Raw genomic sequence first — 26,681 nt, 5'->3', positions numbered from 1 at the left:
ACTCGACCTCGGCGACCATGCGCACCGCCCGCTCACGCAACTCCGGCGGATACGGCGGCTGGGAACGACGTGTCATGACTCCATCTCCTCAGAAGATCAAGTCTCCCGACACGCCGGGGCGGTTCAATCGTCGCCACCGAGGAACGCGAACGGAGTTCCGTGTTCGCCACCGCTCGGATCGTTCTGTCCGCCTACGGCACCGAGACCGTCTCACGACGCAGCGAGCGGCAGAACTTCGACGCGGATCGTTTCGTCCGGTCGCGCGACACCGTCTACATCACCGCCCCGTCTCATCTGCAGAGCATCACCGCTCCCCTCGTCGTCGGGTTGTTGGAAGAGATCCGGCAGGCGGCCTACCGGTGGGCTCGCGAACAGGCCAGGACCCACCGTCAGGCACCCCCCGTCCTGTGGGCTCTGGACGAGGTCGCCAACATCGCCCCGATCGGGAAGCTGCCCGACATCGTGTCCGAGGCCGGGAGCCAGGGGCTGCAGGTCATGGCGTGTTTCCAGGATCTGTCGCAGGCCGGAAAGCGTTGGAACAAGGAGGCCGACGGCTTCCTCACGCTGTTCGGGACCAAGGTCGTCTTCCCGGGAATCGGCGATCCCCGGACGTTGCAGGCCCTCTCCCTCATGGCCGGGGACTGGGATCGGCCCTACACGGTGTTCAACACCTCGACCGGACGGTCGATGCAGTTCGGGTTCCCGCTCGGGATGGGCGTCGGGAGCAACAGCGGGACCGGGTACCAGTTCTCGACCCAGAGAGAGGCCCGGCTGACGCCGTCGGAGATCTCGACGATCCCACCCGGGCACGCACTCCTCGTCCGGGTCGGGCGATGCGGACTCGTGGAGACCACCCATAGTCACAGCTGGGAGCCTTGGCAGCGGGTTCTCGCCGCCGGGCCGCCGACGGTGCTCGACCACGGACCGCACGACGACCTGAGCCCGGGCCTGCCCGTGGCGGAGGTCGAGCCGGTCCGTAGGCAACGGAGGTCGCCGTACATGCGCCCCCAGAACGGGGAATGAGATGTCCCGGTTGAGGCGCGCCGGCTCTCGACTCGGGTCCGGTTTGACGGGGACCGCGCGAGGAGTGGCGGGACAGGCCAGGCGGGCGGCGAACTCGCGGACGGTCAAGACCGGGAAGGTGATGGCGGAGATCGCAGGCCTGACCCTCAACCCCGACCCCGGTGCGCTCCCGCCGTCGCCCCCACCGCAACCGGTCGTGCAGGCCGTCGGGTCGGCGCCCCGCCCGGCCGCGACGACCCCGGAGAACAACGCGATCGACAAGGCGGCGAAGCACCTCGCCGAGCAGGATGCGAAGCGCCGGACTGCGCGCGCCGAGCGGCCTGTCCCGCGGGCGACGACATTCATCACCCCGCCGAAGCCCCGAAGCCGCACCCGGCGACGTGAGGAGCGGCGCCCGCGTCCACGTAGGGCGACGACCAGGTCGCGGGACAGCGAACGCTCACGTGTGCAGCGCATCCGCCAGGGTGCGAGTCGACGGCGGAACCGCGCACCCGACCGGCGTGGCCGGCCCACCCGCCGCATCCCCCGGACGAAGCCCCGGACCCGGCAGTACGTCGCGGGAAAGCCGCACCAGAGCCGGCGCACGCGGGGTCGCGGCCGCGGCAAGTGAGGACCCGATCGGTGCGCTCCGCGGTCGGCTGCCCGGTGCGGCTGCCCGGACTCCGTGCTGATCGGCGGGCCGACGACGTGGCCGTCGCCGCCGCCGCCGGACCGCAGTGAGGTGAGCGGACGACTGACGGCGTGCGTGGCTCCGCTCCCGGGGGCACGGGATCGAGCGAACGGCCCAGCCGAGGAGATACCCCCTCCCACACAGGGGGGTCAGCAGGACTGCGCCGGTGCCCGTCACGCGATGTAGTGGAGCCATGACAACACTCGACGCGGCACCGGCTCCCACGAGGAGCGGTCCCGCACCCGTCCTGGACGGGAAGCGTCCTCCGGGCGAGATGTTCCTGGTGGGACTCTTCGTCGTCCTGCCGACCCTGGCGCTGCTCGCGGCCGTACCCCTCGCGTGGGGAGCGGGTTTCCTGGGCTGGACCGACGTCGTGCTGGCCTTCGTCTTCTACTACGTGAGCTGCCTCGGCGTCACGGTCGGTTTCCACCGCTACTTCACCCATGGCGCGTTCAAGGCCAAGCGCCCGCTGCGGATCGCGCTGGCGATCGCGGGCAGCCTGTCGCTGCAGGGCAGTGTGCTCGACTGGGTCGGCGACCACCGCCGCCACCACGCGTTCTCCGACAAGGAGGGCGACCCGCACTCGCCGTGGCTCTACGGCACCGGCCCGATGGCCCTGGTCAAGGGCTTCTGGCACGCCCACCTGGGCTGGCTGTTCGAGCGCGACCTGACCAACATGAAGCGGTTCGCGCCGGACCTGCTGGAGGACCGCGACATCGCGCGCGTCGACAGGGCGTTCCCGCTGATCGTCGTCGCGAGCCTGCTCGGCCCGGCACTGCTCGGCGGTCTGATCACGATGTCCTGGTGGGGCGCGCTGACCGCGCTGTTCTGGGCGGGCTTCGTCCGCGTCGCGGTGCTGCACCACGTCACCTGGTCGATCAACTCGATCTGCCACATCTGGGGCGAGCGCCCGTTCGCGGCACGTGACCGGTCCGCCAACGTCTGGTGGCTGGCCCTGCTGTCCTGCGGCGAGTCCTGGCACAACCTGCACCACGCCGACCCGACCTGCGCCCGGCACGGCGTGAAGAAGGGTCAGATCGACATCTCCGCCGTGGTCATCCGCGGTTTCGAGAAGGCGGGCTGGGCGACGAACGTCCGCTGGCCCACCACCCGTCGCCTGGAGCGCCTCGCCGCGAAGTGACGACGGACGGCGACGCCGACGGGGGCCCGTCGGCGTCGTCGCGTGCGAGGATCGCGGTGTGGCCACGACCTTCGCGCTGATCTACACCTACACCGACGACACGGAGCTCCGGGACGCCACGCGTCCCGCCCACCGCGACTACCTGCGCCCCTTCGCCGAGGACGGGACGATGCTCGTCGCCGGCGCCTGGGCCCCGGGTGAGGACCCGGGCGGCCTGCTGATCTTCCGCGTCGAGGACCGGGCCGCCGTGCAGGCGATCGTCGACGGGGACCCGTTCTCCACGGCCGGCGTCGTGGCCCGCGCCGAGATCCGCGAGTGGGCGCCGCCGCTGGGCCCGCTGGCCGGGTCGCTCACCGGGCAGCCGTAGGCGCCACCCCCGCACGCACCACGACGGCGGACGGACCGGGACCACCCTCCCGGGCCGTCCGCCGTCGGCGTTCCCCCACTCCGGTGGGCGGGAATCGTGACTACTGTCCAGATTCCCGCCACGGTCGTCGCAGTCCGCAACGGTGCAGATCCGGGGGACCGCGATGTCGCTGACCTTCTACCTCGACAAGGGCGCCTCCCTCGATCCCGCGGCCCCCTGCCTGACCCTCGACGGCACGACGCTGTCCTACGGCGACGTCGTCGAGCTCTCGCACTCCGCCGCCCGGACCGGCGCCGACGTCGTCCTGATGGGTGCGGCGGTCGCCTACGCCCTCCCGGTGCCCGCGGGCGGCGACCTCGGGCGCCTGCGGGACGACCTGGCCCGCTACGCCGACGCGGGCTTCGACGACGCCGTCGTGGTCATCGGGCCGGGCGGCCCGGACCCCGACGAGGTCCGGGCGCTGCTGCCGTAGCCCGGTCTCAGCCGCGCTCGACGTGGGCGCGCACCGAGCCGCCGTCGTCGGAGAGCCAGCCCTTGCCGCGGGCGTAGCCGAGCATGCCGGCGAGGTCGTCCTCCCAGTCGGGGCCGACCCGGCCCGCGGCCAGCCTGCGGACCGCGTCGACGCGCACCAGGACGTGCCCGCCGCCGTCGGCGACCTCGCCGAGCCCGGTGCTGCGCACGGTGTCGGCGAGCGCGTCCCCGGTCAGATCCGCCGGGGCGACGACGTGGAAGGCCCGCACGTCGTCCGGGTCGACGAGCTCGACGTCGCCGGGGGTGATCCGGAAGTACATGCACCGACGTTATCCCGCCGGGGCGGGACGCGGGCCCCGCCGGACGGCGGGCCCCGGGCGGTCAGGCCTTCGAGCCGCCGAACGTGTCCTTCACGTTGCCCGCGGCGCCCTCGAGCTTCTCGCCGCCGTGATCACGCGGACATGACGCACGTCCCTCACGACGCGATGCGGTCCACCCGGTCGGGCACCGGACCGATCCGGCCCCGTCCGTCGGCCCGGTGCAGCGCGGCGACGGCGTCGAGGTCGGCCCCGTCGAGGGTGAACCCCGCGAGGTCGCGGTTGGCGGCGATCCGACCGGGGTCGTCGGACTTCGGGACGGCGACGGTGCCCTGCTGCAGGTGCCAGCGCAGGACCACCTGGGCGGGGGTGACGCCGTGCCGGTCGGCGATCCGGGCCAGGACCGGCTCGCCGAGGACCGCCCCGCGGCCCAGCGGGCTCCAGGCGCCGGTGACGATGCCCAGCGCGGCGTGCACCGCGCGCAGCTCCGGCTGCTGGTGGTGCGGGTGCAGCTCGACCTGGTTGAGCGCCGGGAGCCGGCCGCCGAGCGAGCGGAGCCTGCGCAGGTGCGACGGCCGGAAGTTCGACACCCCGACCGCGCGGGTGCGGCCGTCGGCGAGCAGCTGCTCCATCGCCTCCCAGGTCGACAGGCAGTGCCCGAGGTCGTCGTTCGGCCAGTGCACGAGCAGGAGGTCGACGTGGTCGAGCCCGAGCCGGTCCAGGCTGCGCTGCGCCGCGCCCAGCGCGTCGGGGCGGTCGCCGTCGACGTTCCAGACCTTGGTGGTCACGAACAGCTCCGGGCGGGGCAGGCCGGACCCGGCCAGCGCGGCGCCGACGCCGGTCTCGTTCTCGTAGACGGCGGCGGTGTCGATGCTGCGGTAGCCCTGCGCGAGCGCCTGGGCGACGGCGGCGCGGGCGTCGCGGGACTCGGACACGCCGAATCCGAGACGGGGCATGGCGACGTCTCCGCCCAGGAGCATGGTGTCGTCGGGGTGGGTCACCGGGAGGGTCCTCTCGACTGCGGGTGGCGACGGCGGCGTCGGAGGTGGTCACCCCGTCCAGCGTCCGGCGCGGGGCCGGTGTTCCCCGCGGTGGGCGGGCTCACGGCCCGTACGGGGCCGCCGCGCGCTCGTCGATCCGGGCCTGGATGCCGTCGTCGGAGCAGAACCCGCGACCGTGCCGCTTGAGGCAGAGCAGCCCGAGCAGCAGCCCGGAGCCGTCGACGACGGCCACCCGCCGCCGCCCGGCGTCGGCCATCGCCGCCCAGGTCGACGCCAGGTCGTCGCCGGCGTCGGCCACCCGCCCGTCGAGCGTGCCGAGGGGCGCGGCGGGCTCGTCCGGGCCGGCCCCGGCCAGGTCGGCCCGGTCGACCACGGCGAGCAGCCGCCCGCCGTCGAGGACCAGCAGCGAGTGCACCTTGGGCCGCTCGAACGCCGTCCACGCCTGGGCGACGGTCGTCGCCGGTCCACAGGTCTTGGGGAAGGTGTGCATGGCCGCGGCCACGCGCAGCCCGTCCGGTGCGGTGCTCGGTGCGGTACTCATCGCGACCCTCCCCTCTCCACGCGGGTTACCCGGCCTCACTCCGGCCGGAACACGGCCAGAGCCGTGGCCAGCATCGCGTAGTACCCGGTCAGCCACACCAGCGCCGCCAGGGTGTCCCGGCCGAGTGCCCGCAGCGCGGTGGCGTAGGCGCCGTCGCCCAGGTCGTGCCGCGTGAGCAGGGCACGCACGGTGGTCAGCGCGACCCGCTCGGCCTCGTCGAGGCCGTCGGGGACGCCGCCGTCGAGCAGGGCCTGCAGCTGCGCCCCGGACAGCCCGGTGTCGCGCGCGAGTCCCTCGTGCGCGGACCACTCGAACGCCGACCCGTGGTGGACGGCGACGGCGAGCACGGCCAGCTCGCGCAGCCGCGGCGGGAGATCGTCGTCGGTGCGCAGGGCCGCGCCGACCTGCTGCACGGCGTCGCCGATGCGCGGGGAGAACAGCATCGTCGCGAACGGGCCGAGCAGGCGGTCGGCGTCGTCGACCAGCGGGACCCGGGCCTGTGCGCGGCGCGGGCCGGTCGCGATCCGGGCGTGCAGCACGGCACGCTCGGGGTCCAGCCCGGCCGGGTCCGACGGCGTGGTCCGCGGGTGGACCGGCGGTCGCGGCCTGCCGCGCAGGTCGGCCGGCGTCGTGGCGTCGCTGGTCGTCACCGGTCCAGGTTACGGACGCGGGCGGCGGGCTCCGCGAGTGACGCCGGTCTCCTGCACGATCCGTCCAGGTCGACCGGCACGATGGCCCGGTGATCTGCCGCCGGTGCGCAGCTCCCGATGGGCCGGTTGCGCAGATCGCCGGGTCGGGGGTGTCCTCGCTGCACACCAGCGAGGCGATGGAGGCGCGGGATGGCTCTGCCCGAGTGGGACGGCGAACTGACCTCGGTCCGGTACGACCGGGGGACGGGCGCGTGGTTCGTGATCGGGGTGCACTCGACCCGGCTCGGCCCGGCGTCGGGCGGGACCCGCGCGATGGTCTACCCCTCGCCCGACGACGCCGTCGCCGACGCCCGCCGCCTCGCCGGGGCGATGACGCTGAAGATGGCCGTCGCGGGCCTGCCGATGGGCGGCGGCAAGTCGGTGATCGCGCTCCCGGCGCCGCGCGCCGAGCTCGACGACGCGACCTGGCGCCGCATCCTGGAGATCCACGCCGCCAACCTGGAGCTGCTCGGCGGGAACTACACCACCGGCCCGGACGTCGGAACCTGCTCGGCCGACATGGACGTGCTCGCCGGCCTGACCCCGCACGTGTTCGGCCGCTCGGTCGCGGCGGGCGGGCCCGGCTCGTCCGGCCCGATGACCGCCCTCGGGGTGTTCGCCGCGATCCGCGCGGGAGTCGCGGAGGCCGGGTTCGACGGCGTCGACGGGCTGCGGGTGCTGGTCCAGGGGCTCGGCGCGGTCGGCGCCGACGTCGCCCGGCTCGCCGCCGACGCCGGGGCCAAGCTGATCGTCACCGACGTCGACCCGGCCCGCTGCGCCGCGGCCGCCGACGAGCTGGGCGCCGAGGTGGTCGACACCGGGGCGGTGACCACCCGCGAGTGCGACGTGCTGGTCCCGTGCGCCACCGGAGGCCTGATCACCGCCGAGGTCGCCGCGACCGTCCCCGCCGCGGTGGTCGCGGGCGCGGCGAACAACCTGCTCGCCGACCCGTACGCGGCCGAGGTCCTGCGCCGGCGCGGGATCGTCCACGCCCCGGACTTCGTCGCGAACGCCGGCGGCGCCATCCACCTGGTCGGCCGCGAGGTCCTCGGCTGGAGCGCCGACGCCGTCGCCGACCGGACCCGGGCGATCGGCGACACCCTGACCGGCGTCTTCGCCGACGCCCGCACGCACGGCACCAGCACGGTCACCGCGGCGCAGGACCTGGCCGCCCGCACGCTGACGGGAGAGCACTGATGGACATCCTCACCGACTCCGAGAAGCTCGCCGACCTCGACGCCGCCGCCCTGCACCGCCTGGTCGGCCTCGTCGAGCACGACGACTCCGCCGACCCGTTCCCGGTCACCGGCTGGGACGCCGTGGTCTGGGCGGTCGGCAACGCCACCCAGGCCGCGCAGCTCTACCAGGTCGTCTACGGCATGGAGCTCGTCGCGTACTCCGGGCCGGAGACCGGCAACCGCGACCACCACTCCTACGTCCTGCGCTCGGGCGCGGTCCGGTTCGAGCTGCGCGGCGCCGTCGACCCGGACAGCCCGGTCGCCGACCACCACCGCCGGCACGGCGACGGCATCGTCGACATCGCCCTCGAGGTCCCCGACGTCGACCGCTGCATCGCCCACGCCCGCGCCCGGGGCGCCACCGTGCTCGTCGAGCCGCACGAGGAGACCGACGGGTACGGCACCGTGCGCTCCGCCGCGATCGCCACCTACGGCGACACCCGGCACACCCTGGTCGACCGGTCCCGCTACACCGGCCCGTACCTGCCCGGCCACGTCGCCCGCAGCTCGTCGGTGGACCGGCCCGCGGACGCGCCGCGCCGGCTGTTCCAGGCGCTCGACCACGTCGTCGGGAACGTGGAGTACGGGCGCATGGACTCCTGGGTGGACTTCTACCACCGGATCATGGGCTTCACGAACATGGCCGAGTTCATCGGCGACGACATCGCCACCGACTACTCGGCGCTGATGAGCAAGGTCGTCGCGTCGGGCAACCACCGGGTGAAGTTCCCGCTCAACGAGCCCAGCCCCGGGCGGCGGAAGTCCCAGATCGACGAGTACCTGGACTTCCACCGCGGTCCCGGCGCCCAGCACCTCGCGCTGGCGACGAACGACATCCTCACCACCGTCGACGTGCTGCGTTCCCGCGGCGTCGAGTTCCTCGACACGCCGCCCGCCTACTACTCCGACCCGGAGCTGCGGGCCCGGATCGGGTCGGTGCGGGTGCCGATCGCCGAGCTGGCGTCCCGCGGGATCCTCGTCGACCGCGACGAGGACGGCTACCTGCTCCAGATCTTCACCAAGCCGGTCGGGGACCGGCCCACGGTGTTCTTCGAGCTCATCGAGCGGCACGGCTCGCTCGGCTTCGGCAAGGGCAACTTCAAGGCGCTGTTCGAGGCGATCGAGCGGGAGCAGGAGCGCCGCGGCAACGTCTGAGCGGCTCAGTCCCGGATCCGGCGCCAGGGGCGGTCGGCCTCGATCGCGTACGCCAGCTCCAGCAGCGTCCGCTCGTCGCCGACCGTCCCCTCCAGGTGCACCCCCACCGGCAGCCCGCCGGGCGTCGCCCCGGCGGGCAGCGCGACCGCGGGCGCCCCGGCGACGTTGGCCAGCGGGGTGAACGCCACGTAGTCGAGCAGCCGGGCGGTGAGCTGCTCGATCGGCACCGTCGGCGCTAGCCACCCGATCTCCGGCGGGGTGTGCGCGAGTACCGGGGAGAGCAGCACGTCGTGCCGGGTGAACAGCTCGGCGTGGGTGGCCGCGACCCGGCGCAGCCGGTGCAGGAACACCGGGGTCCGGGCCAGCGCGCGACGGTAGTGGTCGGCCAGGCCGTGGGTCAGGCCGTCGAGTCGGTGCGGGTCGAAGGTGCGCCCGTGCAGCAGCCGCCCGCCGGTGACCACGGAGAACGCGAGCAGCCCCCAGTAGTCGAGGAAGTCGTCGACGAACCGGGTCCCCACCCCGGTGACGGCCTCGGACACCTCGTGGCCCTGCTTGGTGAGCAGCTCCGCGACGGCGGTGACCGTCTCGCGGGTGTCGGCGTCGACGGCCGCACCGGTGGGGGACTCCAGCAGCAGCCCGACCCGCAGGCGTCGCCGGGCGGGGCCCTCGACCAGGCCCAGCGGCGGCAGCGCCGGGTTGCGGCGCCCGCGGTCGGCGGTGCCGAGGAACACCGCGGTGTCGCGCACCGAGCGGGACACCACGCCGTCGGCGACGAGGTTGATCGGCATCCGGGTGCCGGTCGCGTTCGGCGCCAGCCGACCCCTCGACGGCTTGAGCCCGACCAGCCCGCAGGCCGCGGCCGGGATGCGGATCGAGCCGCCGCCGTCGTTGGCGTGGGCCAGCGGCACCACCCCGGCGGCGACGAGCGCGGCCGCCCCGCCCGACGACGCGCCGGCCGAGAAACGCGGGTCCCACGGGTTGCGGGTCGGCTCGGCGTCGGCGAACTCGGTGGAGGCGTTCAGCCCGTACTCCGGCATCCGGGTCGTGCCCAGCAGGTCCAGCCCGCACGCGAGCAGCTGCCGGGTCACCTCGGCGTGCTCGCGCGACGGCGCCGCGACGAACGCCCGGGTGCCGTGGCCCGCGGGCCAGCCCCTGACCTCGACGTTGTCCTTGACCAGCGTCGGCACGCCGGCCAGCGGGCCGTCGGCCTCCCCGGTGACGGGGTCGGCGGTGCGGTCCAGGGCGAGGCCGTGCAGGTGCGGCTCGACCCGGGCGGCGCGCGCGGCGACGGCGGCGCGCAGCTCGGCGGGCGCGACCTCACGGCGGCGCAGCCGCTCGGCGAGGGCGACGGCGTCGTCGTCGCCCAGGGCGTCGTCGGTGAACGCGTGCACGCGTCGGTCCATGTCGGACGATCCTGCCCCCCGCACGATCGCGCACGACGGGGGACCCGGCCGGGCGCGGATGGTGCCGCCTCCGTCACCACGGTCACCGAAGGTGTGCGTCATGGGTTTCGACGGTGCCGTCGCCGCGGAGCCGGTGCTGCGGGCGCCGGCGGGCATCGTGACCGGGGAGATCGTCACCGGCGCGTTGCGGGCGGCCACCGCGCAGCTGGAACGGACGCGGGCGGAGCGGCGGATCGTCGTGCTGCCGGACCACCGACGACCACGACCCGGTCCCGCCGGCGCGGCGGGTACCGGCGGCGCGCCGGGTCCCGGAGCTGCTGATACCGGCCCCGGAGTCCGACCACGAGCGGGCGTCCGAGCTGGCCGCGCGCAGCAACGCGCGGTGGGTGCCGGTCGCCGGTCCGTCGGACGCACCGGGGGTGCCGCGGACCCTCCCGGGCGGCTGAGCGCCCGGTCAGGACCGGGCGTCGGCGCGGCGTCGCGAGCCGGTGGCCCGCACGATCGCGGTGCGCCCGAGGACCAGGGTCAGTCCGACGGCGATCCCGCCGATGACGAGCAGCCAGGGCCGCGACTCCAGGTCGGTGGCGAGCCGGTCCCCGGCCGCGTAGCCGATCCCGACGAGCACCGCGGCGCGCACCGCGGTGGTGGGGACGATCCAGGCCAGGAAGCGGCGGTAGCCGACCTTGGACAGCCCGGCGGCCAGGTAGGCCGGGATCGCACCGATGTCGACGAGCTTGGCGCCGATGACGATCCGCGGCAGGTGCGTGTGGACCTCACGGGTCAGCACCTCGCGGCGCTCCTCGGTCAGGCCCAGCCGGTTCAGCACGCGGGCGACGGCCGGCCGGTCGCCGTTACGGCCCAGGGCGTAGAGCGCGGTGTCCCCGACGACGTCGGCGACCAACGCGGCCAGCCACACGCCCCACCAGGGCAGCTGCCCGGCCCCGGCGAGCGCCGCGGCGGCGACGGTGACGATCGGGCCCTCGAGGAACGCCCCGACCCCGATCACGAGGAGCGACCGGACGGGCGCAGCAGGGATCGCGGCCAGCAGTGCGGCCACGGTGTCCGCGAGTCCGAACACGAACGCCTCCCATCAGGTCTTCCACCGAATGGTGCCCTGTGTGCCGCACCGGGCGGCGGGCGCCCCGCCGTCGTCGCACGACGCGGGCTCCTCGTCACCGGGCGTGACCGCGTCGTCGGGTGGCGGTGTCGAGGTCCGTGGCCGGGTCGGCCGCCGGGTCTCCCGGGGCGTCGTTGCCCGGCACATCGATCGTGCCACCGTCGGCCGGGATCGGCAGGCCCGGAGGACCGGCCACGGCCGTGAGCACGGCCACCGGTAGCACCGGTCCGGTGAGCGCGTCACCCGTCCGCGTGGCGCGGGCCCACGACGGAGCCGTGCCGTGCGGGTGGACCTCGGTTCCCGGGGCTCGTCGCGTCCGGTGCGGTGCCGGCATGAGCGGGGCCGGAACCCGGTGGGAGCCGCCGCGCGCCGACGGTGAAGCCCACCGCGCGCCGCCGCCGGGCCGGTCGCCGGCGAGGACGGTGCCGTCGTGGGCGAGGGCGACGTCGCGCACCATCGCGAGGCCGAGCCCGGAGCCGGGCAGGGCTCAGGTGGCGTCGGTGCGGTGGAAGCGGTCGAAGATCGCGGGCCGGTCAGCCGGGGTCGCGGCCGTCGAGCCGCGCCTGCACGGCGGCGGTGATCCGGGCGAGCGCGGCCACGTCGTCGTCGGAGAGGGCGTCGAAGACCAGTTCCCGCACGGTCTCCACGTGCCCCGGCGCCGCGGCCTCGATCGCCACCCGGCCCGCCCCGGTGAGGACGACGTAGTTGCCGCGGCCGTCGTCGTCGCACTCCTCGCGGGCGACCAGGCCGCGCTTCTGCATCCGGGCCAGGTGGTGGGAGAGCCTGCTCTTCTCCCACTCCAGCAGCGCCGCCAGCTCCAGCACCCGGCACCGCTCGTCGGGCCGGTCGGTCAGCGCCACCAGCACGTCGAAGTCGGTGAGCGAGAGCCCCGACCCGGCCTGCAGCCGCCGGTGCAGCTCGCCCTGCAGGCGCGCCTGCATCCGGAGCAGCCCTCGCCAGGCCGCCTGCTCGCGCTCGTCCAGCCACCGTGTCACGGGTCCTATCCTACCGGAATAGTTGACGCATCATCTATGTTGCTGCACGATGTAGATGACGGATCAACCAACGGTCCGTCGAGGAGCAGAGGAGGAAGCCGTGCAGTTCGGAGTCTTCACGGTCAGCGACATCACGCCGGACCCGACGACCGGCCGCACGCCGACCGAGGCCCGGCGGATCCAGGACGTCCTGACCATCGCGAAGCACGCGGAGCAGGTCGGGCTCGACGTCTTCGCGATCGGCGAGCACCACAACCCGCCGTTCTTCTCCTCGTCGCCGACGACCACGCTCGGCTACCTCGCGGGCGTCACCGAGACGCTGCAGCTGTCCACCTCGACCACGCTGATCACCACGAACGACCCGGTGAAGATCGCCGAGGACTTCGCGATGCTGCAGCACGTCGCCGGTGGCCGCGTCGACCTCATGCTCGGCCGCGGCAACACCGGCCCGGTCTACCCGTGGTTCGGCCAGGACATCCGCCAGGGCCTGAACCTGGCCGTCGAGAACTACGCGCTGCTGCGGACGCTGTGGGACACCGAGGTCGTCGACTGGGAGGGGCGCTTCCGTACCCCGCTGCAGGGCTTCACCTCGACCCCGCGCCCGCTCGACGGCGTCGCACCGTTCGTGTGGCACGGCTCGATCCGCAGCCCCGAGATCGCCGAGCAGGCCGCCTACTACGGCGACGGCTTCTTCCACAACCACATCTTCTGGCCGGCGTCGCACACGGAGCGGATGGTCGAGTTCTACCGCGAGCGCTGGGAGCACCACGGTCACGGACCGGCCGAGCGCGCGATCGTCGGCCTCGGTGGCCAGGTGTTCATGCGCCGCAACAGCCAGGACGCGGTGCGCGAGTTCCGGCCGTACTTCGACAACGCCCCGGTCTACGGGCACGGGCCCTCGCTGGAGGACTTCACCCGCGAGACCCCGCTGACCGTCGGCAGCCCGCAGCAGGTCATCGAGCGGACACTGGGCTTCCGCGACTACGTCGGTGACTACCAGCGCCAGCTGTTCCTCATCGACCACGCGGGTCTGCCGCTGAAGACCGTGCTGGAGCAGCTCGACCTGCTGGGTGAGGAGGTCGTGCCGGTGCTGCGCAGGGAGTTCGCCGCGCTGCGCGCGCCGGGCGTCCCGGACGCGCCGACCCACGCCTCGCTGGTCGCCGCCCGCGACGCCGCCCGCGTGCCCGAGCGGGTGGTCGCGTGAGGACCCCCGGCCGGACCGGCGCGGCCGCCGACGTCCCCCACCCCACCGCACCCCCGAAGGACCGATGACGATGACCGACACCACCGCCCTCGACGCCGCCCGCGACCGCATCCGGTCCGCGCACCTCAAGCCGGCCGGGGAGCGCCCCGAGTCCACCGCCCGCGGCCTGCACCACACCGCCCTGGTGAGCTCGGACGTCGAGCGGACCGTGCGCTTCTACCAGGACGTCCTCGGCTTCCCGCTCACCGAGCTGATCGAGAACCGGGACTACCCGGGGTCCTCGCACTTCTTCTTCGACATCGGCAACGGGAACCTGCTCGCGTTCTTCGACTTCCCGGGCCTCGACGTCGGCCCCTACGCCGAGGTCCTCGGCGGGCTGCACCACCTGGCGATCAGCGTCGAGCCGCAGCGGTGGGACGAGCTCGTCGCGCGGCTCACCGAGGCCGGGGTGGAGCACGAGGTGCACTCCGGTGTCTCGGTCTACTTCCGCGACCCCGACGGCGCCCGCATCGAGCTCATCGCCGACCCGCTGGGGGAGATGTACGGCCAGCACGTGCTGTGAGCGGGGTGCTCACCGGCGGACGCTGACGTGGACGTGGTCGAAGTGCCCGCCGGTGGCGTCCTCCGGGTCGTAGACCCCGCCGCCGTTGTACGGCCGCCCCCAGTTCTCCCGGCCCTCCCCGGAGTCCCCGGTGCCGCGGTACCAGATCCGGCCCTGCCAGATCACGTACCGGACCCGCAGCTCGGAGGCGTTGTCGCGGGCCCAGTTCGCGACCGCCCAGCCGTCCTCCAGGTCCTGCCCGGCGGGGAACTCGCCGTAGCGGGCGGGGACGGCGTCGCACGCCCGGCCCGCGGGGTGGTCGCTCGACGGGTTCCACGCGTGCTCCGACCAGCACGTGACCGCCCGCACCGGCGCCCCCGGGCCCGGCTCGCCGAACCGTCCGACGAGGGCGTCGTGCAGGCGCAGCGCGGACGGGGTGAGGCAGCCCGACGTCGTCGGGTCCGGCTGGTCGCACTGCTCCGGCGGGGGCGGGTCGACCAGATCGCGCAGGTCGTCGGGGGTGAACCCGCGGCTTCCGGCGAACCAGGTCAGACCGCCGGCGAGCAGGGCCAGCACGAGGAGCACGCCCAGCACCGGGGCGACGCGGGTCTTCACGGGGGCTTCGTCCGTTCTGTCGGAGTGCTTCCCACGGTACGGCGATGAGTCCGGTGCCCGCCGACGGTCGACACCACGACACCACCCGCGAGGAGGCACCCATGACCGTCGTGACCACCGATCTGCTCGACCGCCCGGACGCCCGCATCACCTTCGACGTCCGCGGCACCGGCCCGCTGCTCGTGCTCGTCGGCTCGCCGATGGGTGCCGAGGGCTTCGGCCCGCTCGCCGACGCGATGGCCGACGACCACACCGTCGTCACGTTCGACCCGCGCGGCACCGGCCGCAGCCCCGCCGACGACCCGGACACCGACTCCACCGTCGCGCTGCGGGCGGCCGACCTCGCCGCGCTGGTCGAGCGCGTCGGCGGCGCCCCGGCCACCCTGTTCGGCTCCAGCGGCGGGGCGGTGGTGTCGCTCGCGCTGGCCCAGGAGCGCCCCGAGCTGGTGGGGGTCGTCGTCGCGCACGAACCGCCGCTGGAGGAGCTGCTGCCCGACGCGGCGGAGCACCGCGCGGCGACCGAGCAGATCGTCCGGACCTGCCGGGAGCAGGGCGCCGCGGCGGCCTGGGCGCTGTTCCTGGAGTCGGCCGGGCTGGGCGCGGCACCCGACGACGCCGCGGCGAGCGCGGCCGACGACGCCGGACTCCCCGCGACCGACGGCGACGCGACCGCGCAGCAGGCCGCCGACGAACGGCACTTCTTCCTGCACGAGATGCGCGAGACGGTCCGGTGGCGTCCGGACCCGCAGCAGCTGCGCGGGCGGCGGGTCGTCGTCGGCATCGGGTCCGCCTCGGCCGGGCAGATCTGCGACCGGGCCTCCCGGGCGCTGGCCGCGGAGCTGGGCCGGGACCCGGAGCCGTTCCCCGGCGGGCACGTCGGGTGGCTGGAGGACCCGGCCGGTTTCGTCGCCCGGCTGCGGGAGGTGCTGGCGCGCACCTGACAGCGGCCGCCCGGTTCGGCAGGATGGCGCGGTGATCAGCACGACCGCCGCGGGCGACGCCGTCCGCGCCCGGCCCGACTCCGAGCGTCGCCGCCGGGCCCGGGCCGCCCTGCACGACCTGCTGCCGGGTCTCTCGGTGGAGGCGGTCGCCGCGCTCGGGCCGGTCGAGGCCGCCGGGTTCCTCGCCCGCACCGAACGCTGGTACGCCGACGCGCACCTCCCGCTGGACGCGCTCTACGGCGCCGTCACCGACACCGCGGAGCTGACCGCCCGGCTGGTCCGCGCCGCGCTGACCGCCGCGGCCGCCCGCCCGCAGGCGCTGCGCGAGCTCGACCGTCGCCGCGAGGTCGACGGCGACTGGTTCCAGGACCCCCGCACGGTCGGCTACGTCGCCTACACCGACCGTTTCGCGGGCACCCTGCGCGGTGTCCGCACCCGCCTGGACCACCTGTCCGACCTGGGTGTGCGCTACCTGCACCTGATGCCGCTGCTCAAGCCGCGCGACGGGGAGAACGACGGCGGCTACGCCGTCGCCGACCACACGGCCGTCGACCCGCGGCTGGGCACCATGGACGACCTGGAGTCCCTCGCCGGGGCGCTGCGCGAGCGCGGCATGAGCCTGTGCGTGGACCTGGTGCTCAACCACACCGCCGCCGAGCACCCGTGGGCGCGCGGCTGGCTCGCCGGCGACGAGCGCTACGCCGGCTTCTACACGGCCTACCCGGACCGCGAGCTGCCCGACGCGTGGGAGGCGACGATCCCGGACGTCTTCCCGGACCGGGCGCCCGGCTCGTTCACCTGGGTCCCGGAGGCGCACGGCGGCGCCGGCGGCTGGGTGTGGACGACGTTCTGGGACTACCAGTGGGACCTCGACTGGACCTGCCCGCAGGTGTTCGCCGCGATGCTCGGCACCGTGTTCACCCTGGCCGGACGCGGGGTCGAGGTGCTGCGGATGGACGCGGCGCCGTTCCTGGGCAAGCGGCTCGGCACGAACTGCCAGAACCAGCCCGAGGCCCACGACGTGCTGCAGGCGCTGCACGCGCTCACCCGGATCGCGGCCCCGGCGGTGGTCTTCAAGGCGGAGGCGATCGTCGCGCCCGACGACCTCGTCGGCTACCTCGGCGCGCACGACCGCTACCGCCCCGAGTGCGAGCTCGCCTACCACAACCAGCTCATGGTGATGCTGTGGTCGAGCCTGGCCACCCGCGACGCCCGCCTCGCCGCGCACGCGCTGCGCCGGATGACCCCCGCCCCGTCGGCGACGGCGTGGGCGACCTACCTCCGCTGCCACGACGACATCGGCTGGGCCGTCTCCGACGTCGACGCCGCCGCCGTCGGCTGGGACGGGCCGTCGCACCGGCGGTTCCTCAACGACTTCTTCGCCGGGCGCTTCCCGGGCAGCTTCGCCCGCGGCGCGCTGTTCCAGGAGGACCCCGACACCGGCGACGCCCGCATCTCCGGCAGCGCCGCCGCGCTCTGCGGCATCGACGACGCCCGCGACCGCCACGACCCCGCCGCCCTCGACGCGGGTGTGCGACGCCTGCTGCTCGCGTACGCCGTCGTCTACGGCTGGGGCGGCATCCCGCTGCTCTACATGGGCGACGAGCTGGCCCTGGCCAACGACACCGGCTACCGCGCCGCCCCCGAGCGCGCCGCGGACAACCGCTGGATGCACCGCCCCCCGATGGACGAGGCCGCGTTCGCCCGGCGCTACGACCCGGACGCGGTGGAGGGCCGGGTGTTCGCCGCGCTGACCGGGTTCGCCGCGGTGCGGGCCGAGCTGCCCGCGCTGCACGCGTCGGCGCCGGTGGAGGTCCCCGACCTCGACGACCCCGCCGTGCTCGGGTGGACGCGGCGGCACCCGCGCGGCGGCCGATTCGTCGGGCTGGTCAACGTCGCCGACCGGCCCGCCTCGGTCGACGCGGCCCTGGTCACCGGGCTGGACACGGTGCTGTCCTCCGACGGGCCGGTCCGCACCGAGGGCGGACGGGCCCACCTCCCGCCGCTGTCCTGGGCGTGGCTCGCGGAGCCGTGAGCCACGCCCTCAGTAGCTCCCGAACGGCGTGCCGCCCCCGAACAGCGGTGACGTGCCCAGCGCCGAGCGGAGCTCCAGGAACATCACGAGCCCGTAGACCACTCCGGCCAGGAACACCAGGCAGGACAGCGACACCAGCACGTAGGTGACGACCCGCAGCACGGTGAGCGCGGTCGGGTCCTTCGCCACGGTCACCGGGGCCGGCGCGGCCGCCGGGCGGCGCGCCGTGGTGACCGGCCCGGTCGCCTCGCCGCCCGGTCCTGCCGGTGCGGTCGCCCGGTCCGGGGGACCGGTCCGCTCGGCGAGCTCGTCCCGCGCCGGGGCGGCGGTCCGGCCGGACGCGCCGAAGCGGGCCGCGGCGGCCTCGGCCACCGTCGCCGGACGACGCCCGCCGGACTCCGACGTGGGCCGCGGCGCCGGAACGGCCCCGGCCCCGGTCCCGCGGGCGGTGCGCTCGGCGACCGCGGTGCCGCCGGCCTCCCCGTGGACGGAGCGCTCCTCCCGGCCGTACGCGGCGGCGGGCGGCGCGGCGTCGTCCCTGCCCGCGACGTCGTGGTCCGCGGAGGCGCGGTGCGGCTCGCCGGTCCGGGACGGCTCGTCGGGTGCGGGCGGGCCGCCGTACCCGGGAGCGTCGTCCTGCTCGGAGGTGGCCGGGTAGGGCGGGCCGCCGTCGATCGCGGTCCCGCCACGGGACTCGGGGTCGCCGTACTCGCCGTAGGCGGCCCGGGTCGGGGTGAGCGGCTCCTCGGGCCTGCGGTGCGCGGCCCGGCCGTACTCGCCGTACCCGCCGTCCGCGGGGTCGTCGCCGCCCGGCTGCGACCCGCCCGCCGGCACGGGGGCGCCGTAGCCCTCGTAGCGCATCGGTGCGGCATACCCGCCCCGTCCGACGGCCGGCTGCGGCCCGGTCCCGCCGTACAGCTCGCCGAAGCCCTCCGGGTCGGTGGGCGTCGCCCGTTCCACCGGCCGCGACGACCGCAGGTCCGGGTAGCCGCCCTGGTAGGAGTCCTCGGGGAACCCGTGGTCGTCGAACCCGTGCCGGGGTCGCGGCGACGGCCGCGCGCGGTCGGCGTCGGCACCGCGCGGGCCGGGGCTGGGTCGGTGCTGCGGGCCGGTCATGGCAGGACCTCCGGGGTACGGCGTCACGGTCGGCGACAGGTGCTGTGTCACCTCTACCGCCGTTCGTACCCACGGCGTTAGCCCTGACGACCTACAGTCACCCGGTCCGGCGAGGTGAAATCACCGGGTGTACACCCCGGTCGGGGAATCGTGGTAGCCCTTCGCCCCGACGGCGTCGGCCAGCGGGCTGCGCGGCGGCCCGCCGTCGCGCACCCGCGCGACCACGGCGTCGACGTCCCAGACCGGGGTCCAGCCCAGCTCGGCCACCGCCCGGTCCGGGCAGTACACCCGGTCCACCGGCGGCACCGGGCTGCCGCGGTCGGCCAGCAGCGCGGCGAGCGCCGGGGCCCGCCGCTCCAGCACCGTGACCGGGTCGCGGCCCAGCTCGGCGAGGTCGGACCGGTGGAACGGCGGCGGTGCGCTGACCACGTAGCGGGCGAACCCGAGCGCGGGCGCCCGCCGGGCCGCGGCCAGGTGCGCGGACACGACGTCGGCGACGTCGACCCGCCGGTGGCAGAACTCCACCAGCTTGAGCGTGGCGTCGTCGTGGACGGCGCGGACCTCGTCGCGGTCGTCGGACTCGGGGAAGAACCGCGAGGTCCGCAACACCACCACCGGCAGCCCCGGGTCCAGCGCGGCCAGCTCGCACAGGTCCTCGGCGGCGGTCTTGGTGGCGCCGTAGACGTTGCGCACCCGCGGCACCACGGTTTCGTCGATCCAGGTCGCGGGCCCGCCCGGCGCCGGGGTCAGCGCGCGGCCGAACGCGCTGGTCGAGGACGTGAACACCACGCCCCGCACCCCCGCGGCGGCGGACTCCTCCAGCACCGCGAGGGTGCCCGACACGTTCGTGCCGACGAAGTCCTGCCTGCTGTGCGAGCCGACGTGCGGCTTGTGCAGCGTCGCGGTGTGCAGGACGTGGGTGACCCCGCGCAGCGCCGACCTCAGTGCGTCGCGGTCGGTCAGCGACGCGACGACCGCGGTCCACGGCGAGGGCCGCCGGTCCAGGCCGACGACGGGCACCCCGTCGCCGGTCAGCGTGCGGACCAGCGCCTCGCCGAGGTGGCCGGAACTGCCGGTGACGAGGACGCGCTCCATCCCACCAGTGAACCCGCTCAGGCAAGCAGGTTCCGCAGCTCGGTCACCGCCGTCCGCAGCTCCCGGGCGAACGCGTGCATCCCCTCGGCCTGGTCGGCCGGGGTGGACAGGTGCAGGTGGAGACGGTCGGGCAGCAGCACGTAGGCCACCCCGATGCAGCGCGAGCTCGTCGAGCCGAACCCGAAGTACCGGATGTTGTCCGACGGCGCGGAGCTGGTCGACAGCCAGTCGTCGCGCATGATCGTCCAGCCGGGGGAGTCGAACACCGCGAGCTGCTCGGTGACGCCCAGCTCCGCACCGCGACGGCGCCGGATCCAGTCCAGCTCCCACAGGTGCTGCTCGGGAGCGTCACCCTGCTGGCACTGCTTCGCGCGGGCGCCGTGCGCCGCGGCGGCGGCCCGGAAGGTGTCGACCTTGTCGGCGTCGGAGGCCTGCGGGTCCCCCATCGTGTCGACGAAGGTCACCATCTCGGGCGTGATCACCCGCAACGCCTCGGTGCGGCCGCGCCGGAACTGCCGGGTCGCGATCGACTCGTAGGTGGCCCCGGTGACGCCCTTGGCCCGCCGGTGCGCGACCTGGTAGCAGGCCTGTACGAAGGCGTCCGGGGAGCACTTCAGGGCCTTGGCGTCGCGTGCGCCGAAGTCGTCGAAGGCGACGAGCTCGGTGGCGGTGGCGTCGAGGAACGCGGCGAACTCGTCGTGCGCGCGGGTGACGGTGGTGCGCAGGTCGTCGTCGAGGACGAACCGCAGCTCGCCGTGCGGCGGGGCGCCCTGCGGGCGGGTCCCGATCCGCTCGGCGTGCACCTCGACCGGGTCGGCGAACATGGCGTCGACCAGGGTGAGCACGGTCGTGCCGTCGAGCTCGCAGTGCTCGACGTTGATCCCGGCGGTGCCGTCGGCGAGCACCACGATCGACAGCGCCTTGTCGAACCAGCGGTCGCCGGAGTCCCCGGCCAGCAGGGTCCGCGCGGCGGACTCCTCGTCGGCGGGGTCGGTCTCGTCGAGGCAGATCGCGAGCAGCGCCCGCTCCACGAGGTCGACGGCCTCGGCGTTGGCCGGGTCCAGCCCGGTCAGCCGGTCCCGCACCGCGGCCCACTCGGCGCGGGCCAGGGTTGTGAGCGCGCCGACCGCGTCGCCGGTGGCGGCCCGCTCGGGGTGGGCGTCGCGGATCTCCCGCAGCGCGCCGGCGATCTCCTCGGCGGTGTGCGCCGCCCCGTCCGGGCCGAACACGTCGAGGCGGTGGATCCGGCCGCGGTGCAGCACCACGACGTGCCGCTCGGTGGACGGGCCCGGCCAGTCGTCGCTGTAGGGGGTGCGGACGCTGTCCTGGGGGTCGCCCGGGATGCGGGTGGTGGAGAAGATGTGGCGGCTCTGGTCCATCGACTGTGCCACGTCGCGGTTGACCAGCGGCGGGAACGTCCCGGCGTCGAGGTCGGCCTTGTGCCCGAGGGCGGCCACGGTGAGCTGCGCGGCCCGCTCGCACGGGTCGGTGGTCGGGCCCGGCCCGAACAGGAAGAAGAAGTTCGCGTTGAGCGCGATCCGGTCGCGCCGGCCCAGGTAGCGCGACGGCCAGAACGCGTCCAGCCAGCTGTGGGCGCCGCCGTCGAAGCGCTCCAGGTCGGCCTGCAGCACCGACGCCGGGCCGCCCTCGGTGAGCAGCTCGCGGGCGGCGGACTCGGTGCGGGCGTACTCGTCGGGGGTGAGCAGCGGGGCGCACCACTCGAGGAAGCGCTCGACCGAGGCGGACAGGGTCGGGAGCGGTACCTTCGGCAGTTGGTCGTCGGCCGCGAACGTGGTGGTCACGTGTGTCAGTCCAGCAGCCCGTCGACTCGGACTGCGCGCGACCCCCCGTGATCGGACAGTGTTCGCCCGAAGAGCTGCCGGGTGCGGACCGCGCTGCCGACCACCCCGGGGCGGGTGCTGTAGGAGAAGATCGCCGTGTGCCGGGCGGTGTCGCCGCGGACCTCGGTCACCCGGTGCAGCGAGTACCGGCCGCGGAAAAGCTGCAGGTCACCGGGGCGCAGCACCAGTCGTCGGACGCGGTCGCCGCCCCTGCCGTGCAGGACCTCGGCGACGTCGGCGGTGTTCTCCGAGGAGGTGCTGCGGATGTCCGGGCAGTACTCGAAGACCCCGCCCGCCTCCGGCGCGCGGGTGAGCAGGCTGATCGCGATCTCGTTGGTGTCGAAGTGCCAGGGGTGCGACCGGCCGTCGCCGACGACGTTCAGGCACAGCCCGGCCAGCGGGTCGGCCAGCTCGTGCAGCTCGGGCACGCCGGTGCAGGCGGCGAGGAACGCGCGGAACCCGGGCTGGGTGTAGAGGCGGTGGACCACCGCGGTGGCCGGGATCCGGTCGCGGGCCACGAAGGCGTTGCCCCGCTCCATCGGCACCCGCGCCGGGTGGTCGGCGGGCAGCGAGGGGTCGGGGTCGGTGTTGTAGACGTTGACCACGGCGGTCTCGTAGTGCGCCAGCGGGGCGACCGCCTCGCCCTCGCTCCGCAGCCGGTCCCGCCACGACGCCCGGACGAATCCGGGCAGGACCGCGCAGCCGTCGGTGGCGAGCTGGGCGCGGGCCCGGCGGACCGCGTCCTCCCACCCGGACGAGCCCGGTTCGTGCACCGGGTAGCGGGTCAGATCGACCGGGTCCAGCTCTTGCGGGGCCGCGAGTGCGGTCGGCTGCACGGATCAGCTCCTTCGTGCCCGGGCAGCACCGGTGCCGCCCACGGTGTCACCGTCATCCAAACCCGGTCGACGTCGCCGGATCAACGGTGGGTGACCGAACGGTCAGCTTCCGTGCGCCGTGGGAGGCTGTTGCGGGAGGGAACCCCGGCGGAGGATGGTTCGTTGATCCCGTCGGCGAGCGAGGAGGCTGTCATGGGAGCTATGAGCCCCACCCACTGGTTGATCGTGCTGGTCGTGCTGGTCCTGCTGTTCGGCGCGAAGAAGCTGCCGGAGATGGCGCGGTCGGTCGGTCGGTCCAGCCGGATCCTCAGGAGCGAGATGCGCGGCCTCCGCGACGACGAGCCCCCCGGGGAGATCGGACCCGGCGGTGCGGCCCGTGCCGACGCCGAGATCCGTGAGCCCGGTACCGGGCAGCCGGGGACGCCGGAGGGCGCCGCCCGTCCGGAGCCCGGCCCCGAGACCCACCGGGCCTGACGCCGCAGGACGGACGACGCATGACGGTGCTCGTGACGGGGGCCAGCCGCGGGGTCGGCGCGGCCACGGCTCGGCTCCTGGCCGCCCGCGGCCAGGACGTCCTCGTCGGGCACCGGGCGTCCCCGGAGGACGCCGCGGCCGTCGTCGCGGAGTGCCGGGCGGTCGGGGTGCACGCCGACGCGGTCGCCGCGGACGTCACCCGCACCGAGGGCGTCGAGCGGTTGTTCGACGCGGCGTCGGCCATGCCGTCGCCGCTGACCGGTGTGGTCGCGAACGCCGGCGGTGCCCCCTCGCGGCAGCGTCTCGAGGACATGAGCGACGCCCGGATCGACGAGGTCGTCGCGCTCAACCTGCGCGCGGCGCTGCTGTGCTCGCGCGAGGCGGTGCACCGCATGTCCACCCGCTACGGCGGTGCGGGCGGTGTGCTCGTGCACGTCACCTCCCGCGCGGCGGTGCTCGGCTCGCCCGACGAGTGGAACGACTACGCGGCCGCGAAGGCCGGCGTCGAGGCGCTCGTCGTCGGGCTCGCGAAGGAGGTCGCCGCGGACGGGATCCGGGTGGCGGCCGTCCGGCCGGGCCTGCTCGACACCGACTTCCACTCCCGTGCCGGCGAGCCGGGGCGGATCGAACGGATGGCGCCGTCGATCCCGATGGGCCGCGCCGGTCGTCCCGACGAGGTGGCGACGGCGATCGCCTGGCTCCTGTCGGACGAGGCCAGCTACGTCACCGGGGCCGTGCTGGACGTGTCCGGCGGGCGCTGAGTCGACGGCGGGCTGAGTCGACGGCGGGCTGAGTCGGCGGCCGGCCTCGAGCGGCGGCGGGTCGGGAGCCACCGGCGCGGGTCGGGGCCCGGCCGGCGGTGGGGAACGGACCGGCTGTGTGGACGGCGGTCGGCGGCGGCGCTCAGGAGGCGGCGCGGGCCGAGCGTCCGAAACCGATCCGCCCGCGGCGGCGGGCACGGCGCCCGGCCCCGGAGGTCTCGGCACACAGCAGGCAGCCGTCCCCGGGCGGGGAGGCCAGCGACGCCGGCAGCACCACGTGCCCGCAGAGCGCGGTGCAGTGGCCGGTCCCGGCGGCGAGCGAGTCCGCCAGGACCGCCTGCGCAACGACGTGGCTGCGGCTGTCACGGGCACAGGTGACCGTGACGGTCTGCTCCTCGTCCGGCGCGGTCGCCACGGCCACGGGGCGCGTACTGGCGGGTGTCACCGACACGGCAGCTCCTCCGGGCGCGATTCGACGGAACAGTCATCGTCACCCCGCAGCGGTGCAGATGCAAGTGCATCCGCACGATTGGCCGAACGTGGGCCCGGGCGGTCGCGGAGCGTGGCGAGCGCCACGTCGGGCCCTCGGGCCGCTCCGGACGGGGGCCCGGGCGCCGTCCGGACGGACCGGTGATCACGGTGTCTTCCAGGGCGGACACCGGGTGCGACCGCGCCGGGGCCGGCTGTGGCGCCGGTCACGTGGATCGCGGCCCCGCGGGCCGCCGCCCGGCGTCAGCGGCTGCGACGTGCGCCCGACGGCACTAATCTCGCCAGTCATGACCGCTCCCGAACAGGCTCCTCCGCGGGCGTCCACGGCGCCGGACGGGGATGCCGCGACCGGCGCACCCGCCCCGGCGGCCGACGCCGACGGTGACCATTCGTACGAGATCGGCTCCCCGGTCCCGGCGGACGGGGTGGACATGTGGCGGCTGGCGGTGGAGGCGCGGACACTGGACGCGAACTCCCGCTACGCCTACGTCCTGTGGTGCCGCGACTTCGCGCGCACCTCGGTCATCGCCCGGCGCGACGACGGCCGTGCCGTCGGCTACGTGACCGGCTACCTGCGCCCGGAGAACGGCGCCCTGCTCGTCTGGCAGGTGTGCGTCGACCCGGTGGCACGCGGGGCGGGGCTCGCCGGCCGGATGCTGGACGCCGTCTGGGACCAGGCGGTCGCCGCGACGGGCGTCGAGCGGATGGAGACGACCATCACGCCGGACAACGCCTCCTCGATCCGCCTGTTCACGAAGTTCGCGGAGCGCCACGACACGACGATCGAGCAGGAGGACCTCTTCGGTCCCGACCTGCTCGGTGACGAGCACGAGCCGGAGAACCTGTATCTCATCGGCCCGATCGCAGCAGACAAGGGTGGGAACACATGACCGTTTTCGAGGATCTCGAGTCCCAGGTCCGGAGCTACTGCCGTAACTGGCCCGTCGTCTTCGACACGGCGAAGGGAAGCCGTCTGACCGACGTCGACGGCAACTCCTACCTGGACTTCTTCGGTGGTGCGGGCGCCCTGAACTACGGGCACAACCCCGAGGTGCTGAAGAAGCCCCTGATCGAGTACCTGACCCGTGACGGCATCACCCACGGGCTCGACATGTACACCTCGGCCAAGGGCGAGTTCCTCAGCACCTTCGAGGACGTCATCCTGAAACCGCGGAACCTGCAGTACAAGGTGCAGTTCCCCGGCCCGACGGGCGCGAACGCCGTCGAGTCGGCGCTGAAGCTGGCCCGCAAGATCAGCGGCCGCGAGGCACTGATCAACTTCACCAACGCCTTCCACGGCATGACGCTGGGCGCGCTGTCGGTGACCGGCAACTCCATGAAGCGCGGTGGCGCGGGTATCCCGCTGGTCCACTCGACGCCGATGCCGTTCGACAACTACTTCGACGGCAAGATGCCCGACTTCCTGTGGTTCGAGAAGGTCCTCGACGACACCGGGTCCAGTCTCAACGAGCCGGCCGCGGTCATCGTCGAGACCGTGCAGGGCGAGGGCGGGCTCAACCCGGCCCGCATCGAGTGGCTGCAGGGTCTGCGCGACCTGTGCACCCGCAAGGGCATCCTGATGATCGTCGACGACGTCCAGATGGGCTGCGGCCGGACCGGCCCGTTCTTCTCCTTCGAGATCGCGGGCATCGAGCCCGACATCGTCACCATCTCGAAGTCCATCTCCGGCTACGGCCTGCCGATGGCGCTCGTGCTGATCAAGCCGGAGTACGACCAGTGGGGCCCCGGCGAGCACAACGGCACCTTCCGCGGCAACAACCCCGCGTTCGTCACCGCCACGCACACGCTGCGCAACTGGTGGACCGACGACACGCTGGAGAAGGAGACGCTGCGCAAGGGCGAGAAGGTCGAGGAGGCCTTCAACAAGATCATCGGTGACAGCCGGGGTACCGAGATGTTCACCAAGGGCCGTGGGATGGCGCGGGGCATCCAGTTCGAGGGGGAGGGTCTCGCGGAGAAGGTGGCGGCCAAGGCCTTCGAGCACCGCCTGCTGCTGGAGACCGCCGGTCCGAACGACGAGGTCCTCAAGCTCCTGGCGCCGCTCACGACCACCGACGACGAACTCGACGAGGGTCTTGCGATCATCGGCGAGTCCGTCAAGACCGTCATCGGGAGCTGATCCACAACCATGATCGTCCGCACCATCGACGAGATCACCGACACCGAGCGCGACGTGATCTCCTCCGACCAGCAGTGGCGCAGCAAGCGCATCGTCCTGGCCAACGACAAGGTGGGGTTCTCGGTCCACGAGACCACGCTGAAGGCCGGCACGGTCAACGACTTCTGGTACGCGAACCACATCGAGGCCGTCTTCATCACCTCCGGTGAGGGGGAGCTGTACGACAAGGACAACGACGTCACGTACCAGCTCAAGCCGGGCTCGATCTACGTGCTGAACGGCAACGAGAAGCACCAGCTCCGCCCGACGACCGAGATCACCTGCGTGTGCGTGTTCAACCCGCCGGTGACCGGTCGCGAGGTGCACGACGAGAACGGCGTGTACCCGCTGGTCACGGAGGACTGAGCGCCGGACCGGGACCGACACCGCGAGGGGTGTTTCCGCTGCACGACAGCGGGAACGTCC

28 protein-coding genes are annotated in these 26,681 nt (G+C 74.4%); 15 read left to right on the top strand and 13 right to left on the bottom strand.

Translation table 11 applies throughout. The annotated features are described in order from the left end of the window. Positions 1 to 126 precede the first annotated feature (126 nt). From WHI96_RS14475 to WHI96_RS14460, 4 genes are all read left to right on the top strand, one after another. Complete coding sequence (locus WHI96_RS14475) at positions 127 to 1,023, top strand: type IV secretory system conjugative DNA transfer family protein (RefSeq protein WP_345653803.1); 897 nt, start codon at positions 127 to 129, stop codon at positions 1,021 to 1,023. A gap of 863 nt (positions 1,024 to 1,886) precedes the next feature. Then, positions 1,887 to 2,834, top strand: a complete 948-nt coding sequence (locus tag WHI96_RS14470; RefSeq protein WP_345653429.1) for an acyl-CoA desaturase — start codon at positions 1,887 to 1,889, stop codon at positions 2,832 to 2,834. A 58-nt stretch (positions 2,835 to 2,892) separates the two neighbouring features. Next, entirely contained in the window at positions 2,893 to 3,201 is a 309-nt protein-coding gene (locus WHI96_RS14465) for a YciI family protein (RefSeq protein WP_345653432.1), read from the top strand. Positions 3,202 to 3,343: 142 nt separating this feature from the next. Further along, positions 3,344 to 3,673: a hypothetical protein gene (locus WHI96_RS14460; RefSeq protein ID WP_345653826.1), complete on the top strand. Its 330-nt coding sequence runs from the start codon at positions 3,344 to 3,346 to the stop codon at positions 3,671 to 3,673. Between the two features lie 7 nt (positions 3,674 to 3,680). Here the strand turns inward: WHI96_RS14460 and WHI96_RS14455 are convergent, their stop codons facing one another. The 4 genes from WHI96_RS14455 to WHI96_RS14440 form a co-directional block, all read right to left on the bottom strand. Next, positions 3,681 to 3,992, bottom strand: a complete 312-nt coding sequence (locus WHI96_RS14455) for a hypothetical protein (RefSeq protein ID WP_345653435.1) — start codon at positions 3,990 to 3,992, stop codon at positions 3,681 to 3,683. Positions 3,993 to 4,147: 155 nt separating this feature from the next. Continuing rightward, positions 4,148 to 4,969 (bottom strand): aldo/keto reductase, encoded by an 822-nt coding sequence (locus tag WHI96_RS14450; protein ID WP_345653806.1) that lies wholly within the window; start codon positions 4,967 to 4,969, stop codon positions 4,148 to 4,150. Positions 4,970 to 5,090: 121 nt separating this feature from the next. Next, a complete protein-coding gene (locus WHI96_RS14445) occupies positions 5,091 to 5,531 on the bottom strand; it encodes a CBS domain-containing protein (protein ID WP_345653438.1) in 441 nt (146 codons plus the stop codon). 35 nt (positions 5,532 to 5,566) lie between these two features. After that, positions 5,567 to 6,181, bottom strand: coding sequence for a carboxymuconolactone decarboxylase family protein (locus WHI96_RS14440; RefSeq protein ID WP_345653441.1), 615 nt, complete (start codon positions 6,179 to 6,181; stop codon positions 5,567 to 5,569). Positions 6,182 to 6,370: 189 nt separating this feature from the next. On the opposite strand from WHI96_RS14440, the gene WHI96_RS14435 reads away from it, so the two are divergent. Together WHI96_RS14435 and hppD are read left to right on the top strand one after the other, a co-directional pair. Continuing rightward, on the top strand, positions 6,371 to 7,417 hold the full coding sequence (locus tag WHI96_RS14435; RefSeq protein WP_345653444.1) for a Glu/Leu/Phe/Val dehydrogenase dimerization domain-containing protein: 1,047 nt from the start codon (positions 6,371 to 6,373) through the stop codon (positions 7,415 to 7,417). Next, positions 7,417 to 8,613 carry a 4-hydroxyphenylpyruvate dioxygenase gene (gene hppD / locus WHI96_RS14430; protein WP_345653447.1) on the top strand — a complete coding sequence of 399 codons (1,197 nt, stop codon included), beginning with the start codon at positions 7,417 to 7,419 and terminating at the stop codon, positions 8,611 to 8,613. Before WHI96_RS14435 ends, hppD begins: the two co-directional genes overlap by 1 nt. Before the next feature lie 5 nt (positions 8,614 to 8,618). Here hppD and WHI96_RS14425 read toward each other — a convergent pair whose 3' ends face one another. The 3 genes from WHI96_RS14425 to WHI96_RS14415 all read right to left on the bottom strand — a co-directional run bounded on the left by WHI96_RS14425 (position 8,619) and on the right by WHI96_RS14415 (position 12,128). Beyond that, complete coding sequence (locus WHI96_RS14425) at positions 8,619 to 10,016, bottom strand: amidase (RefSeq protein ID WP_345653450.1); 1,398 nt, start codon at positions 10,014 to 10,016, stop codon at positions 8,619 to 8,621. 454 nt (positions 10,017 to 10,470) lie between these two features. Beyond that, entirely contained in the window at positions 10,471 to 11,094 is a 624-nt protein-coding gene (locus tag WHI96_RS14420) for a DedA family protein (RefSeq protein ID WP_345653453.1), read from the bottom strand. 572 nt (positions 11,095 to 11,666) lie between these two features. Further along, positions 11,667 to 12,128: a MarR family winged helix-turn-helix transcriptional regulator gene (locus tag WHI96_RS14415; protein WP_345653459.1), complete on the bottom strand. Its 462-nt coding sequence runs from the start codon at positions 12,126 to 12,128 to the stop codon at positions 11,667 to 11,669. A gap of 100 nt (positions 12,129 to 12,228) precedes the next feature. Here WHI96_RS14415 and WHI96_RS14410 point away from each other — a divergent pair, with 100 nt between their 5' ends. Both WHI96_RS14410 and WHI96_RS14405 read left to right on the top strand, forming a co-directional pair. Then, the gene (locus WHI96_RS14410; protein WP_345653462.1) at positions 12,229 to 13,332 is read left to right on the top strand and encodes an LLM class flavin-dependent oxidoreductase; all 1,104 of its coding nucleotides are present in this window, start codon (positions 12,229 to 12,231) and stop codon (positions 13,330 to 13,332) included. Positions 13,333 to 13,396: 64 nt separating this feature from the next. Continuing rightward, positions 13,397 to 13,894 carry a VOC family protein gene (locus WHI96_RS14405; RefSeq protein ID WP_425571720.1) on the top strand — a complete coding sequence of 166 codons (498 nt, stop codon included), beginning with the start codon at positions 13,397 to 13,399 and terminating at the stop codon, positions 13,892 to 13,894. Between the two features lie 9 nt (positions 13,895 to 13,903). On the opposite strand, the gene WHI96_RS14400 is transcribed toward WHI96_RS14405, so the two are convergent. Continuing rightward, positions 13,904 to 14,488 carry a VldE C-terminal domain-containing protein gene (locus WHI96_RS14400; protein ID WP_345653472.1) on the bottom strand — a complete coding sequence of 195 codons (585 nt, stop codon included), beginning with the start codon at positions 14,486 to 14,488 and terminating at the stop codon, positions 13,904 to 13,906. 101 nt (positions 14,489 to 14,589) lie between these two features. Here WHI96_RS14400 and WHI96_RS14395 point away from each other — a divergent pair, with 101 nt between their 5' ends. Both WHI96_RS14395 and WHI96_RS14390 read left to right on the top strand, forming a co-directional pair. Next, complete coding sequence (locus WHI96_RS14395; protein ID WP_345653475.1) at positions 14,590 to 15,429, top strand: alpha/beta fold hydrolase; 840 nt, start codon at positions 14,590 to 14,592, stop codon at positions 15,427 to 15,429. Positions 15,430 to 15,460: 31 nt separating this feature from the next. After that, positions 15,461 to 17,464: an alpha-amylase family protein gene (locus tag WHI96_RS14390; protein ID WP_345653478.1), complete on the top strand. Its 2,004-nt coding sequence runs from the start codon at positions 15,461 to 15,463 to the stop codon at positions 17,462 to 17,464. Positions 17,465 to 17,473: 9 nt separating this feature from the next. Here the strand turns inward: WHI96_RS14390 and WHI96_RS14385 are convergent, their stop codons facing one another. The 4 genes from WHI96_RS14385 to WHI96_RS14370 form a co-directional block, all read right to left on the bottom strand. After that, positions 17,474 to 18,580, bottom strand: a complete 1,107-nt coding sequence (locus WHI96_RS14385; RefSeq protein ID WP_345653481.1) for a hypothetical protein — start codon at positions 18,578 to 18,580, stop codon at positions 17,474 to 17,476. A gap of 120 nt (positions 18,581 to 18,700) precedes the next feature. Continuing rightward, entirely contained in the window at positions 18,701 to 19,675 is a 975-nt protein-coding gene (locus WHI96_RS14380) for an NAD-dependent epimerase/dehydratase family protein (protein ID WP_345653483.1), read from the bottom strand. Between the two features lie 17 nt (positions 19,676 to 19,692). After that, the gene (locus WHI96_RS14375) at positions 19,693 to 21,486 is read right to left on the bottom strand and encodes a choline/carnitine O-acyltransferase (protein WP_345653809.1); all 1,794 of its coding nucleotides are present in this window, start codon (positions 21,484 to 21,486) and stop codon (positions 19,693 to 19,695) included. After that, complete coding sequence (locus WHI96_RS14370) at positions 21,483 to 22,352, bottom strand: HalD/BesD family halogenase (protein WP_345653486.1); 870 nt, start codon at positions 22,350 to 22,352, stop codon at positions 21,483 to 21,485. Before WHI96_RS14370 ends, WHI96_RS14375 begins: the two co-directional genes overlap by 4 nt. A 201-nt stretch (positions 22,353 to 22,553) precedes the next feature. Between WHI96_RS14370 and tatA the strand changes: the two genes are divergently transcribed. Together tatA and WHI96_RS14360 are read left to right on the top strand one after the other, a co-directional pair. Continuing rightward, positions 22,554 to 22,826, top strand: coding sequence for a Sec-independent protein translocase subunit TatA (gene tatA, locus WHI96_RS14365; protein ID WP_345653489.1), 273 nt, complete (start codon positions 22,554 to 22,556; stop codon positions 22,824 to 22,826). Between the two features lie 20 nt (positions 22,827 to 22,846). After that, positions 22,847 to 23,587, top strand: a complete 741-nt coding sequence (locus WHI96_RS14360; RefSeq protein WP_345653492.1) for an SDR family oxidoreductase — start codon at positions 22,847 to 22,849, stop codon at positions 23,585 to 23,587. Positions 23,588 to 23,729: 142 nt separating this feature from the next. Here WHI96_RS14360 and WHI96_RS14355 read toward each other — a convergent pair whose 3' ends face one another. Then, positions 23,730 to 24,038 (bottom strand): hypothetical protein, encoded by a 309-nt coding sequence (locus WHI96_RS14355; protein ID WP_226354063.1) that lies wholly within the window; start codon positions 24,036 to 24,038, stop codon positions 23,730 to 23,732. Between the two features lie 325 nt (positions 24,039 to 24,363). Between WHI96_RS14355 and ectA the strand changes: the two genes are divergently transcribed. Genes ectA through WHI96_RS14340 form a run of 3 tightly spaced genes read left to right on the top strand, consistent with a single transcriptional unit; the run spans position 24,364 to position 26,621 of the window. After that, positions 24,364 to 24,966 carry a diaminobutyrate acetyltransferase gene (ectA, locus tag WHI96_RS14350; RefSeq protein WP_345653497.1) on the top strand — a complete coding sequence of 201 codons (603 nt, stop codon included), beginning with the start codon at positions 24,364 to 24,366 and terminating at the stop codon, positions 24,964 to 24,966. Next, on the top strand, positions 24,963 to 26,216 hold the full coding sequence (gene ectB / locus WHI96_RS14345) for a diaminobutyrate--2-oxoglutarate transaminase (protein ID WP_345653500.1): 1,254 nt from the start codon (positions 24,963 to 24,965) through the stop codon (positions 26,214 to 26,216). Before ectA ends, ectB begins: the two co-directional genes overlap by 4 nt. A gap of 9 nt (positions 26,217 to 26,225) precedes the next feature. Beyond that, complete coding sequence (locus WHI96_RS14340) at positions 26,226 to 26,621, top strand: ectoine synthase (RefSeq protein WP_345653503.1); 396 nt, start codon at positions 26,226 to 26,228, stop codon at positions 26,619 to 26,621. Positions 26,622 to 26,681: the final 60 nt, after the last annotated feature.

The organism is Pseudonocardia tropica, from assembly GCF_040105315.1.
GTDB lineage: Bacteria > Actinomycetota > Actinomycetes > Mycobacteriales > Pseudonocardiaceae > Pseudonocardia > Pseudonocardia alni.
Note: the sequence above shows the minus strand (reverse complement) of the source record. Positions and strands in the feature narration are given on the sequence as shown.